General features: G+C 61.4%; 12 protein-coding genes. 7 read left to right on the forward strand and 5 right to left on the reverse strand.

All coding sequences use genetic code 11. The features are described from left to right. Positions 1-43 precede the first annotated feature (43 nt). From ispF to rpoS, 7 genes are all read left to right on the forward strand, one after another. The gene (gene ispF, locus HS968_RS08815) at positions 44-517 is read left to right on the forward strand and encodes a 2-C-methyl-D-erythritol 2,4-cyclodiphosphate synthase (RefSeq protein WP_182371000.1); all 474 of its coding nucleotides are present in this window, start codon (positions 44-46) and stop codon (positions 515-517) included. Next, positions 514-1,572 carry a tRNA pseudouridine(13) synthase TruD gene (gene truD, locus HS968_RS08820; protein ID WP_182371001.1) on the forward strand — a complete coding sequence of 353 codons (1,059 nt, stop codon included), beginning with the start codon at positions 514-516 and terminating at the stop codon, positions 1,570-1,572. Before ispF ends, truD begins: the two co-directional genes overlap by 4 nt. Further along, positions 1,560-2,309, forward strand: a complete 750-nt coding sequence (surE, locus tag HS968_RS08825) for a 5'/3'-nucleotidase SurE (protein ID WP_182371002.1) — start codon at positions 1,560-1,562, stop codon at positions 2,307-2,309. The genes truD and surE overlap by 13 nt, the downstream gene beginning before the upstream one ends. Positions 2,310-2,347: 38 nt before the next feature. Continuing rightward, a complete protein-coding gene (locus HS968_RS08830; RefSeq protein WP_170965218.1) occupies positions 2,348-2,983 on the forward strand; it encodes a protein-L-isoaspartate(D-aspartate) O-methyltransferase in 636 nt (211 codons plus the stop codon). A gap of 16 nt (positions 2,984-2,999) precedes the next feature. Then, positions 3,000-3,941, forward strand: coding sequence for a DUF368 domain-containing protein (locus HS968_RS08835; RefSeq protein ID WP_182371003.1), 942 nt, complete (start codon positions 3,000-3,002; stop codon positions 3,939-3,941). 102 nt (positions 3,942-4,043) lie between these two features. Beyond that, positions 4,044-4,853, forward strand: a complete 810-nt coding sequence (locus HS968_RS08840; RefSeq protein WP_182371593.1) for a peptidoglycan DD-metalloendopeptidase family protein — start codon at positions 4,044-4,046, stop codon at positions 4,851-4,853. A 99-nt stretch (positions 4,854-4,952) separates the two neighbouring features. Then, positions 4,953-5,960 carry an RNA polymerase sigma factor RpoS gene (gene rpoS, locus HS968_RS08845; RefSeq protein ID WP_106739591.1) on the forward strand — a complete coding sequence of 336 codons (1,008 nt, stop codon included), beginning with the start codon at positions 4,953-4,955 and terminating at the stop codon, positions 5,958-5,960. Between the two features lie 474 nt (positions 5,961-6,434). On the opposite strand, the gene fdxA is transcribed toward rpoS, so the two are convergent. The 5 genes from fdxA to HS968_RS08870 form a co-directional block, all read right to left on the reverse strand. After that, positions 6,435-6,758 (reverse strand): ferredoxin FdxA, encoded by a 324-nt coding sequence (gene fdxA / locus HS968_RS08850; RefSeq protein WP_106739592.1) that lies wholly within the window; start codon positions 6,756-6,758, stop codon positions 6,435-6,437. Between the two features lie 140 nt (positions 6,759-6,898). Further along, complete coding sequence (gene mutS / locus HS968_RS08855; protein WP_182371594.1) at positions 6,899-9,466, reverse strand: DNA mismatch repair protein MutS; 2,568 nt, start codon at positions 9,464-9,466, stop codon at positions 6,899-6,901. Positions 9,467-9,528: 62 nt separating this feature from the next. Beyond that, a complete protein-coding gene (locus HS968_RS08860) occupies positions 9,529-10,770 on the reverse strand; it encodes a site-specific integrase (RefSeq protein WP_182371004.1) in 1,242 nt (413 codons plus the stop codon). Next, on the reverse strand, positions 10,737-10,934 hold the full coding sequence (locus HS968_RS08865) for an excisionase (RefSeq protein ID WP_182371005.1): 198 nt from the start codon (positions 10,932-10,934) through the stop codon (positions 10,737-10,739). Before HS968_RS08865 ends, HS968_RS08860 begins: the two co-directional genes overlap by 34 nt. Continuing rightward, positions 10,931-12,001 (reverse strand): phosphoadenosine phosphosulfate reductase domain-containing protein, encoded by a 1,071-nt coding sequence (locus HS968_RS08870; RefSeq protein WP_182371006.1) that lies wholly within the window; start codon positions 11,999-12,001, stop codon positions 10,931-10,933. Before HS968_RS08870 ends, HS968_RS08865 begins: the two co-directional genes overlap by 4 nt. Between the last annotated feature and the right edge of the window lie 8 nt (positions 12,002-12,009).

The raw sequence follows: 12,009 nt of genomic DNA on the forward strand, positions 1-12,009 counted from the left end.
GCATGTAGAATCACGCCCTGACTTTTTCAGGGCGTTGTTCTCTATGCGTATCGGTCATGGTTATGACGTACACCGCTTCGGCGAAGGCGATTTCATCACCCTCGGCGGCGTGCGGATTCCTCATAAATTCGGTCTCGTCGCTCATTCCGACGGTGACGTGCTGCTGCATGCCCTGAGCGATGCCCTGCTGGGCGCCGTGGCGCTGGGCGACATCGGCAAGCACTTCCCCGATACCGACCCGAACTTCAAGGGTGCTGACAGCCGTGCGCTGCTGCGTCATGTGCTGGGGCTGGTACGCGACAAGGGCTATGCGGTGGGGAACGTCGACGCCACCATCATCGCCCAGGCACCAAAGATGGCGCCGCATATCCAGAGCATGCGCGAGCGTATCGCCGAGGATCTTGGCGTGGTGCTGGATCAGGTCAACGTCAAGGCCACCACCACCGAGAAGCTTGGGTTCACCGGGCGTGAGGAAGGCATTGCGGTGCACGCTGTCGCCCTGTTGGTCAAGGCATGAACGAGCTGCAGTTGCTTGGGCCGCGCGCCCATGGCGAAGCCTGTGGGCGCGCCGTGCTCAAGGCCACGGCCGAGGACTTCCAGGTCGACGAAGTGCTGGATATCCCGCTCACCGGCCAGGGTGAGCACCTGTGGTTGTGGGTGGAAAAACGTGGCCTGAACACCGAGGAGGCGGCGCGGCGTATCGCCCGCGCCGCCGGTCTGCCGCTCAAGGTTGTCAGCTACGCCGGCCTCAAGGATCGTCAGGCGCTGACCCGGCAGTGGTTCAGCCTGCATCTGCCGGGCAAGGCCGATCCCGATCTGGCGGCTGCTCAGAGTGATGATCTGACGATCCTGCGCAGTCAGCGGCACAACCGCAAACTGCAACGCGGCGCTCATGTGGCCAATGGTTTCACCCTGCGCCTGACGGCCCTGGAAGCGGATCGCGATGCGCTGGAGCAGCGTCTGCAGCGCGTTGCCAAGCAGGGTGTGCCGAACTACTTCGGTCTGCAGCGCTTCGGTTTTGACGGTGGCAATGTCGAACAGGCGCGCGACTTCGCCTCCCGGCAAGAGCTGCCGGTGCAGCGCAACCTGCGCTCGCGCCTGCTGTCCTCGGCGCGCAGCTATCTGTTCAACCGGGTGTTGGCCAAGCGTGTCGCTGCCGGTACCTGGAACCAGGCGCAGGTCGGTGATCTGCTGGCTTTCACCGCCAGTCGCAGTTTCTTCATGGCGGGTGAGGCCGAGTGCGTTGATTCTCGCTTGGCCATTCTCGATCTGCATCCCACCGGCCCGCTCTGGGGCGAAGGCACTTCGCCGACGGCGGGTAGCGTGCAGAGCCTGGAGCAGGGGATAGCCGAGACTGAACAGAATTTGCCCAATTGGCTGGCCAAGGCGGGCATGGCGCACGAACGGCGCATTCTGCGCCTCCCCATCCAGAGCCTTACGTGGCATTATCCGGAACCCGATATTCTGCAACTTGCATTCGTCCTGCCGGCCGGGTGTTTCGCCACCGTTGTGGTGCGCGAACTCGTCGATCTGGTGCCAGCAGGGCAGACGGATACTCCATGCGAATTCTGATTTCCAACGACGACGGGGTGAATGCCCCCGGGATCGCCGCGTTGCACCAGGCGCTGGCCGACTATGCCGAGTGCGTGGTGATTGCTCCAGTTGAAGACAGGAGTGGCGCCAGCAGCGCGCTGACCCTGGATCGTCCGCTGCACCCGGTGGCCTTGGCCAACGGCTATATCAGTCTCAATGGCACGCCAACCGACTGCGTGCACCTGGGGCTCAACGGTCTGCTCGAGCAGGTGCCGGAGATGGTCGTGTCCGGCATCAACCTGGGCGCCAACCTGGGTGATGACGTGCTCTATTCCGGCACCGTCGCCGCGGCGCTGGAGGGGCGTTTCCTGGCCAAGCCCGCGTTCGCCTTTTCGCTGCTGTCGCGCCTTCCCGACAACCTGCCGACTGCGGCTTATTTCGCCCGCAAGTTGGTCGAGGCGCACGAGCGTCTCGAATTGCCGCCGCGCACCGTGCTCAACGTCAACGTGCCGAATCTGCCGTTGGAGCACATCCGTGGTGTGCAACTGACCCGTTTGGGGCATCGCGCCCGCGCTGCGGCGCCGGTCAAGGTGGTCAACCCGCGTGGTAAGGAGGGGTACTGGATTGCTGCGGCTGGCGATGTCGAGGACGGCAGCCAGGGCACCGATTTCCATGCCGTGATGCAGGGGTATGTATCGATCACGCCGCTACGGCTCGATCGCACGTTCAATGAAGCCCTCGAAACGATGGATGGCTGGTTGGAGGGCATCTTCTGATGCGCGGACAGGACGATCTACAACGCCACGGGATTGGTATGACCTCGCAACGCACCCGCGAGCGTTTGATTCAGCGCCTTTATGAAGAAGGCCTGTCGAATGCCCGGGTTCTCGAAGTGATCCGGCGGACGCCGCGGCATCTGTTCGTCGACGAGGCGCTGGCGCACCGCGCATACGAAGACACTGCACTGCCCATCGGGCACAACCAGACCATCTCGCAGCCCTACATGGTTGGGCGCATGACCGAATTGCTGCTAGCCGCCGGCCCGCTCGACAAGGTGCTGGAGATCGGCACCGGTTCCGGTTACCAGACCGCCGTGCTGGCGCAACTGGTGGAGCGGGTGTTCTCGGTGGAGCGCATTCAGGTGCTGCAGGAGCGCGCCAAGGAACGCCTGGCCGAACTCAAGTTGCGCAATGTGGTCTTCCGCTGGGGCGACGGCTGGGAGGGCTGGAATGCACTCGGGCCGTACAACGGCATCATCGTCACGGCGGCGGCGGCTGACGTGCCACAGGCACTGCTCGATCAGCTGGCTCCGGGCGGTCGCATGGTGATTCCAGTCGGTACTGGCGATGTGCAGCAATTATTGCTGATCGTGCGCGAAGAGAATGGCTTCTCTCGCCACGTGCTCGATGCGGTGCGCTTCGTGCCGCTGCTCAATGGCCCATTGTTGTGAGGTTTTACCAGGGACGATGAAACATAACCTGATGTTGTATTGCAAAGGTCTGGCCATGGGCGCCGTGGATGTGGTGCCGGGCTTTTCGGGGGGCACGGTCGCGCTGATCACAGGTATCTACCACCGGCTTCTCGCGGCCTTTTCAGCAATTCCCAATGCGCTGCTGCTGTTCTTTCGCGGTCGTATCGTTGAGTCCTGGCAGCGCTGCGATGCGACGTTCCTGTTGGTTCTGGTGCTTGGCATCCTGACCAGCATCTTCACTCTGGCCAAGGTCATCAGCCATCTGATGGTGGCGCACCCGGTTCTGCTCTGGTCGTTCTTTTTTGGCCTGGTGGTGGTTTCGGTCTATCTGGTTGGCCGCGAGGTCGCGGTCTGGAGTGCTGATCGTGTGGTCGCTGCCGTGCTTGGTCTGGTGCTGGCACTGTTCATTACCCTGGCAGCGCCGCTGCAACTGGCGGCCGACCCTCTGATTCTGTTCATCGCCGGGGCCATTGCCATCAGCGCGATGCTGCTGCCTGGCATTTCCGGCAGTTTCATTCTGGTACTGCTGGGCCTGTATCCGGTTGTGTTGGGCGCGGTGAAGAATTTCGACCTTCCAGTACTGGCGGTCTTCAGTGCCGGCTGTCTGCTGGGGCTGTTGGCCTTCTCCCGTCTGCTGACCTGGCTGCTGGCCAGGTTGCGCGATCTGACCATGGCATTTCTGGCCGGGTTGATGCTGGGCTCGCTGGTCAAGGTCTGGCCCTGGAAGCAGACGCTGACCTGGCAGACCAATCGCCACGGCGAGTCCTACCCGCTGCTGCAGGAGAATCTGCTGCCTCATCGTTTCTTCGAGATCACGGGGGAGGCACACCAGCTGGGGCTGGCCATTTTCCTGGCCGTCAGCGCCATAGGGCTGGTGTTGTTGCTGGAATGGATGGCACGTAGACGCGCCACGCTGGTCGAACAGCCGGTATCCTGAAATGGCCATGGAACTGAAAAGGAGCGTTGGGTGATTCGTACGGCTAGGCAGGCATCGAGCCATCTGCATGCTGTAGCGCCTGCGCTGCTGTTGGCGCTGGGCATGCTGCTGGTCGGCTGTGCCAGCTCGCCGCCAGGTGGGGTGCAGGTGGTCGACCGTGGGCAGAACCGGGGTAATGCTCCCGTGATGCAGCGTCAGCCGGTGCGCAGTGGTCAGTACGTGGTGCAGCGCGGCGATACCCTGTATTCGATTGCCTTTCGCTTCGGATGGGACTGGAAGGCTCTGGCTGCCCATAACGGCCTGCGTGAGCCTTACCTGATTCGTGTCGGGCAGACCATTCGCTTCGACAATAACCGTACGACGTCTTCTCAGCCGGTTGCGGTAGCCTCGCCGCGCGTGACTACTCCGGTCATCACTCAGCCGGTTCCGAGCCGTCCTCCGGTAGCCTCTGGCCCGACTGCACAGCCATCCACCCAGCCTGCCAGGCCCCCTGTGGCCACGACGCCAGCGACGACACCGGTCACCCCGGTGACGCGCTCCTCCAGCGGTTGGGCCTGGCCTGCGCAAGGCACGGTAATCAGTCGGTTTTCCTCAAACGGTAGTTTGAATAAAGGCATTGATATCGCCGGGGAATTAGGACAGCCTGTTTTAGCTGCGTCTGATGGGTCAGTGGTGTACGCCGGGAGTGGTTTGCGGGGCTACGGCGAATTGATCATCATCAAGCACAGCGACACCTACGTAAGTGCCTACGGACATAACCGTAGGCTGTTGGTACGGGAGGGGCAGCAGGTCAAGGCCGGGCAAACCATTGCTGAAATGGGGTCTACAGGTGCGGATCGAGTGAAATTGCATTTCGAGATTCGCCGCCAAGGAAAACCTGTCGATCCACTGCAATACCTGCCACGTCGTTGATCCGCCGCCAGCCCGTCCATCCGTAGGAGGGACGGGCTCAGGTATGGCCAGGATGGTTCCGCCAGAGTCTGTTGTCGAACTCAGCTAGGGACAACAACAATGGCTCTCATCAAAAAAGAAGCGCCGGAGTTTGACGTCGACGATGAGCTGCTCCTCATGGAGCCAGGCATCGTTTTGGGCGAGGATCAGAGTGATGAGGTGGAAACACCCGTTGCGCGTACCAAGGCCAAGCACGCCACCCCCTCCAAGCAACACAAGTACATCGACTACACCCGGGCGCTGGACGCCACTCAGCTTTACCTCAACGAAATCGGCTTTTCTCCCCTGCTTACTCCCGAAGAGGAAGTGCACTTCGCGCGGCTGGCGCAGAAGGGCGACCCTGCCGGGCGCAAGCGCATGATCGAAAGCAACCTGCGCCTGGTGGTGAAGATTGCTCGACGCTACGTCAATCGTGGTCTTTCTCTGCTCGATCTGATCGAGGAGGGCAACCTGGGCCTGATTCGCGCCGTGGAGAAATTCGATCCGGAGCGGGGGTTCCGGTTTTCGACTTATGCGACCTGGTGGATTCGCCAGACCATCGAACGCGCCATCATGAACCAGACTCGCACCATTCGTCTGCCGATTCATGTGGTCAAAGAGCTGAACGTATACCTGCGTGCGGCTCGCGAGCTGACCCAGAAGCTCGATCATGAGCCTTCCGCGGAAGAGATTGCCAACCTGCTGGAAAAACCGGTGGGCGAGGTCAAGCGCATGCTCGGTCTCAACGAGCGAGTGTCCTCGGTGGATGTCTCTCTCGGCCCGGACTCGGACAAGACGTTGCTCGATACGCTGACCGATGACCGACCGACAGACCCCTGCGAGTTGTTGCAGGATGACGATCTGTCGCAGAGCATCGACCAGTGGTTGTCGGATCTGACCGACAAGCAGCGCGAAGTCGTCGTGCGCCGCTTTGGTTTACGTGGTCACGAGAGCTGCACTCTGGAAGAGGTGGGGCAGGAGATCGGCTTGACGCGTGAGCGGGTGCGGCAGATTCAGGTCGAAGCACTCAAGCGTCTGCGTGAGATTCTCGAGAAGAACGGCCTTTCCAGTGATGCGCTGTTTCAGTAGCGCGCAGTCTTGATCATGAACCCGGCTTCGGCCGGGTTTTTTCTGTGCGGCCATGTAAGTCATCACTTACAGCTGCTGTCAGTGTTCGTGCCGCGCGAGTGACGGTATCTCTTGATTATTTAATGCGTCTTTTCTCAAGTATTTGTTTTTAAAGTATTTTTACCTTATTGATCAAAGTGCTTGAACGTATTTATGGTCATTCAGTCGGGTTGTCCTGGCTGCTGTAGAGGCTACTATCACCCACGTGCTCAGGGACAAGCACAGATCATCAGGACGTGATCAGGAACATCGCAAGAGGCGATTCATCAGGACGATGAGTTGGGAAACAAAGGGACTAGGGAATAAAAGTGGGCGGCGCGAGCCGCCCCTTTTTTGCCTGCAATTCAGGGTGACCGCCCGCTGATCCGTGCGCAAAGCTTGCCCCTGGAAAGTAAAAGACCCGCACTTGGCGGGTCTTCGTGTTTCTGGGCGAGCTCAGCGCTCCAGGTGTTGCAGCTTGTCCTTCACGCCATCCCACTCTTCGGCGTCCGGCAGAGCATCTTTCCTTTCGGTGATGTTTGGCCAGACTTCTGCCAGTTCGGCGTTCAGCTCGATGAACTCCTGCATGCCGTCAGGCACTTCGTCTTCGGAGAAAATTGCCTGGGCTGGGCATTCTGGCTCGCACAGGGCGCAGTCGATGCACTCGTCCGGATGGATGACCAGAAAGTTCGGGCCTTCGTAGAAGCAATCGACCGGGCAGACCTCCACACAGTCGGTGTATTTGCACTTGATGCAGTTGTCGGTGACGACGAAGGTCATGTCTGATTCTCTCCTCGGGCGGCAGTCTGGGCCCTTTCTGCGAAGGGCTGCCAGGCGCTTTGTCAGTAGCCGCGGCTCAGGCTGTAAACCGGGGCGGTCGTAAAATTGCGCGCGATTCTAGCAGTTTGCGCGCGGCAGCGTTAGATCCGCGTCTTCCATGCATATAACAGCTCAAGGGCTTTGCGCGGCGTCAGATCATCGGGGTTGATCTTGCCCAGCTCTTCCACGAGTGGATGCGGCACGCTGGCGAACAGGTCGCTCTGCATCGGTGCCGAGCTGTTGCCTGGAGTCTGCGAGGGCAAGTCATGCGGCAGGCTGGTGGTTTCCAGGCGTGCCAGATGCTCGCGAGCGCGGCTGATTACCGTGCCAGGCACGCCTGCCAGTTGTGCCACGGCCAGACCATAGCTCTGGCTTGCCGGCCCGGGTTGGACATGATGAAGGAAGACGATGCGTTCGTTGTGTTCGGTCGCTGAAAGATGCACGTTGGCCACTACAGGCTCGCTTTCCGGCAATACGGTCAGCTCGAAGTAATGGGTGGCGAACAGGGTGAATGCACGCAGGCGGGCCAGGTGTTCGGCTGCCGACCACGCTAGCGACAGACCATCGAAGGTGCTGGTGCCGCGACCGACTTCATCCATCAGCACCAGGCTGCGCTCGCTGGCGTTGTGCAGGATATTGGCGGTTTCGCTCATCTCGACCATGAAGGTCGAGCGTCCGCCTGCCAGGTCGTCCGAAGAGCCGATACGGGTGAATATACGGTCGACCAGAGATAGTTCGCAGGCTGCTGCCGGTACGAAGCTGCCGATATGGGCCAGCAGGACGATCAGTGCGGTCTGGCGCATGTAGGTGGATTTACCACCCATGTTCGGGCCGGTGATGATCAGCATGCGGCGACTGTCGTCGAGATCCAGGTCGTTGGCTACGAATGGCGTGGTCAATACCTGCTCGACTACCGGGTGACGGCCTTGGTCGATGCGCATGCATGGCTCGTCGACGAAGCGCGGGCGGTTCAGGTCGAGGTTCAGCGCGCGCTCGGCCAGGTTGCTCAGCACGTCCAGTTCGGCCAGGGCGGCAGCGCTGTCCTGCAATGGCGCCAGGTGACCAATCAGGCGCTCCAGCAATTCGTCGTAGAGCATCTTCTCGCGGGCCAGGGCACGGCTCTTGGCGGAAAGCGCCTTGTCTTCGAACTCCTTCAGCTCAGGGGTGATGAAACGCTCGGCACCTTTGAGCGTCTGCCTGCGGATGTAGTCGGCCGGTGCCGATTCGGCCTGTTTGCTCGGCAGTTCGATGAAGTAGCCGTGTACGCGGTTGTAGCCGACCTTGAGATTGGCCAGGCCGGTACGCGTTTTTTCGCGGGCTTCGAGATCCATGAGGAACTGGCCGGCGTTCTCGCTCATCGCCTGCAGTTCATCGAGTTCGGCGTCGTAGCCGGTCTTGAGGACTCCGCCGTCGCGGATCACCGCAGGTGGATTGTCAATGATCGCCCGGGACAGCAGCTCGGCCAGTTCGGGGTAGGTGGCAATGCTTGCGGCCAACTGTTGCAGGTGCGGTGTGTCCAGCGAACTCATTGCCTGCTGCAGTTCGGGGAGGGCGGCCAGGGCGTCACGTAGCCGTGCCAGGTCACGCGGGCGCGCATTGCGCAGGCCGATGCGGGCGAGAATGCGCTCGAGATCGCCAATCTCCTTGAGTTGCGGTTGCAGGGTTTCGAAGCGGTAACCGTCGAGCAGGCGAGCGATGGCGTCCTGGCGTGCCTCAAGCACGCTACGGTCGCGTAGCGGGCGGTTCAGCCAGCGCCCCAGCAGGCGACTTGCCATGGCGGTCTGGCAGCGATCCATCACCGATTGCAGGGTGTTGTCGCGGCCACCTGCAAGGTTGATGTCCAGCTCCAGGTTACGGCGGCTGGCGCCATCGAGGATCACCGTATCATCTAGGCGTTCATGGCGCAGGCTGCGCAGGTGAGGCAGAGCAGTGCGCTGGGTTTCCTTGGCATAACCGAGCAGGCAGCCGGCGGCGCCGATTGCCAGGGTAAGGTTCTCGCAGCCGAAGCCTTTCAGATCCTGGGTGCTGAATTGCTGGCACAGGCTCTTGAACGCGCTGTCGCGGTCGAAATCCCATGGCGCGCGACGGCGCGAGCCTTTGCGTTTTTCGGCTGGCAAGCCCTGGGGCCAGTCGTCGGGGATCAGCAGCTCGGCGGGGCTCAGCCGTTCCAGTTCGGCCAGCAGGTTTTCCCAGCCCTTGATCTCCTGCACGCTGAAGCGACCGCTGGTGATATCCAGCACAGCCAGGCCGAACAGGCGTTCATCGCCAAGTACGGCGGCTAGCAGGTTGTCGCGGTGCTCATCGAGCAAGGCTTCATCGCTGATGGTGCCGGGGGTAATGATGCGCACCACCTGACGCTCGACCGGCCCTTTGCTGGTGGCCGGGTCGCCGATCTGTTCGCAGATCACCACCGATTCGCCGAGCTTGACCAGCTTGGCCAGGTAGCCTTCGAGCGAATGGAAAGGAATGCCACACATGGGGATCGATTGGCCTGCCGACTGGCCGCGTGCGGTCAGGGTGATATCGAGCAGCTTGGCTGCCTTCTTCGCGTCTTCGTAGAAAATCTCGTAGAAGTCACCCATGCGATAGAACATCAACTGATCCGGGTGCTGGTTCTTCAGCTTCCAGTACTGCTGCATCATCGGAGTGTGCTGAGAGAAATCGGAAATAGCTTTATTCATCAGTAGCTTAGAGATTAGTACAAATTTTTGTGGGGCAGGATTGGGGCAATTCAGTTGGTGCTTTGCATGCCTGACCAGATGTGCTGCAGCTCGTTTGGGGACTCGTCGTCCATCCATTTGGCGTACACCTGAACCAGCATGGTGAAGTCCTTGTGACCCATCTGCTTGGCGATGAACGCGAGGTTACCACGGGCGACCAGGCACCAGCAGGCATAGGTGTGCCGAGTTTGGTACGGACGGCGCGGGCGGATCTTCGCGCGGCGCTGGATGTTCGCCCACTTGCAGTTCCATGAGGACGGGATGAACCATGGATTGACGTGCTTCTTGCGCGCCTGCACGACGGGCGAGAGCAGCGGGGTCACTGTCTCTTGCATAGACTCATGCCTGCTCAACTGCACGTCGATGGTCTGCGGCTCGATGCCGTGCTCGATGGCCAGCAGCTCGCGGCAGGCTTCCAGTGCTGGCGGGAACAGCAGCACCGTGCGGCGCTTGCCGGTCTTTGGCAGCTTGAAGGTGCCCTGGCTGGTGATGGCACGGTTGATGTGGATCTGCCCCTTCGCCAGGTCGATGTCCTCCCTGGCCAGCGCACCCAGTTCGCCGGGGCGTATGCCGGTGTACACGGCCAGGGTCACTGCTGCCCGATCCATGGGGTGAAGGCATCCCTTGTTTAGCAGCTCGGCCAGCTCGGCTTTGGTGAGTGGGTCGGGGTCGCGGTCGGTCATCTCGAAACGGGTGCAGGCACTTGCCAGCCCCGGCCGGCAATAGCCGTTTGCTTCGCACCAGCCCAGGAACCCGGCGAGGACGGCCAGGTAGTGGTTCACCGTCGAGGTGGTGCGGGTAGTGATCAGCGTGACGCGCAGGTTCTGGATGTCCTCGGGCATCAGTACGCTGGCCAGTCGGTCTTTGCCCAGTAACTCGATGCAGATGTCGAGTGCCAGGACATAGCGGCGTTCGGTTTCCTCGGTGATGTCGACGGCCTTGAGCGGCTTGTAACGGGCCAGCAACAGGTGCAGGCGCTCGTCGCGGTTGCTGCTGTAGTTGCCGGCCTGGCGGGACTCGGGGAAGTGCTGGGCATAGTCGAAGGTGCCGGTCTTGATGGCATGAAGCACTGCCGCCCGGAGCTGGGAGGCGTGCTTGATGTTGGCCTTGGTGACCGGTAAACCGAGGGTTTCGCGGCAGCGGCGGCGCTTCCACATGAACACGATGCGGATGCTGTTGCCGTGGATCTCGACCCCGGTGTGCTTCGCCAGCTCGGCCTCTAGGCCGCTTCCTGGGGTGACTGCTCTACCCACTTATCTACCTCCTCGATGTTGATGAAAATCCGCCCGTCACGCGCCTTGCGCCACATGCGGCCTTGCGACCACATGCCACTCTTAACCTTGTGCTCGATGGCGTTGACGGTGTAACCGAGCAATTCGGCGGCTTTGGGGATGAGTACCCAGCGAGGTGTGCTCATGCTGCCTCCTCTATCTTCACTGGCTGCCAGTCGCTATCGCATAGGCCGTAGGCGCTGCTGCAGGCGGTGGAGTCGGCTTCGCCGTCGATGGCCATGAGGTCGTACTGGATGCCGCCGCGTGTTGTTTTCGACCACTCCACGGCCTCGCGAATATTCGCCAGTGCAACGATCTGCTCCGAGCTCATGTGCTTGATTGATCCTTTCTGGTGCTTGGCGTTGGCCCCTGCGAAGAAGGTTGCTGCGCCGCGCTTGCTGGCCAGTCGGGTGAGGTGTTCCCACTGCTCAATGCGGTCGATGTGCTCGGGGAAGCGGGCCGCGATCTCGCGCAGCTCGCCTTTGCGGCAGTTGATGCAGGGCATGCAGCCGACGCGCCCCATGCCGAGGCTGTAGAGCGGGTTCGGTTTAATGCCCATGTAGCGGTGCGCCTCGAACACGCCGGCTACGTCCCAGTTCAGCAGGGGGCGGTAGTTGTAGAGATTGCCGCCGACGTGTTCGGCCTCGGGCAGATAGCGCCGTGCCTCGGACTCGTCGCGCCTGACGCCTTGCCAGCTGAGAATCATGTTCTGGCCATCCATTAGTGGCAGCATCACCTGTTCGATGATGACGTCGCGCTTGAGCGCCTCGGTGCAGAACTGCGCTTTGCGGCTTGGGAAGCGGCCGCGCCACAGGCATAGGTCAAGGAATGGGATTCCTGTTGGCTGCAGCACCTGCAGCGCTGCTTCTACGACGGTTTCTGCTATGCCCTGGGCGCGCCACTTGGTGGCGATGAACTCGCGCTTGCGGGCGATCTGGCGGGAGAAGTCCGCGCTGCGGCGTTCAATGGTTACGCCCGTGGCTTGCTCAAGATAGTCGATGTACTCCAGCGTCAGCTCGTGCTCGTTGCCGGTGTCCGCGAACACGGCGCGCAGGTTGGGCGCACCCTGGGCGATGGCCAGCAGCAGGAGGGCGGTGGAGTCCTTGCCGCCCGAGACGCTGACGATGTTGTGCTGTTCGCCCAGCAGGATCTCGGTCGGGTGGAATGGCCAACGGATCGCTGTGGCCAGGTCGATTTGGGTTAGGACGGTCATGCTGCACC

This window comes from Pseudomonas berkeleyensis (genome assembly GCF_014109765.1).
Lineage (GTDB): Bacteria > Pseudomonadota > Gammaproteobacteria > Pseudomonadales > Pseudomonadaceae > Aquipseudomonas > Aquipseudomonas berkeleyensis.

What these genes read in the sequence shown, in the direction of transcription:
- fdxA (WP_106739592.1), bottom strand. Translation starts at nt 6,758, where the DNA reads ATGACCTTCGTCGTCACCGACAACTGCATCAAGTGCAAATACACCGAC.
- HS968_RS08835 (WP_182371003.1), top strand. Translation starts at nt 3,000, where the DNA reads ATGAAACATAACCTGATGTTGTATTGCAAAGGTCTGGCCATGGGCGCC.
- ispF (WP_182371000.1), top strand. Translation starts at nt 44, where the DNA reads ATGCGTATCGGTCATGGTTATGACGTACACCGCTTCGGCGAAGGCGAT.
- truD (WP_182371001.1), top strand. Translation starts at nt 514, where the DNA reads ATGAACGAGCTGCAGTTGCTTGGGCCGCGCGCCCATGGCGAAGCCTGT.
- rpoS (WP_106739591.1), top strand. Translation starts at nt 4,953, where the DNA reads ATGGCTCTCATCAAAAAAGAAGCGCCGGAGTTTGACGTCGACGATGAG.
- HS968_RS08865 (WP_182371005.1), bottom strand. Translation starts at nt 10,934, where the DNA reads ATGAGCACACCTCGCTGGGTACTCATCCCCAAAGCCGCCGAATTGCTC.
- HS968_RS08830 (WP_170965218.1), top strand. Translation starts at nt 2,348, where the DNA reads ATGACCTCGCAACGCACCCGCGAGCGTTTGATTCAGCGCCTTTATGAA.
- surE (WP_182371002.1), top strand. Translation starts at nt 1,560, where the DNA reads ATGCGAATTCTGATTTCCAACGACGACGGGGTGAATGCCCCCGGGATC.
- HS968_RS08870 (WP_182371006.1), bottom strand. Translation starts at nt 12,001, where the DNA reads ATGACCGTCCTAACCCAAATCGACCTGGCCACAGCGATCCGTTGGCCA.
- HS968_RS08840 (WP_182371593.1), top strand. Translation starts at nt 4,044, where the DNA reads ATGCTGCTGGTCGGCTGTGCCAGCTCGCCGCCAGGTGGGGTGCAGGTG.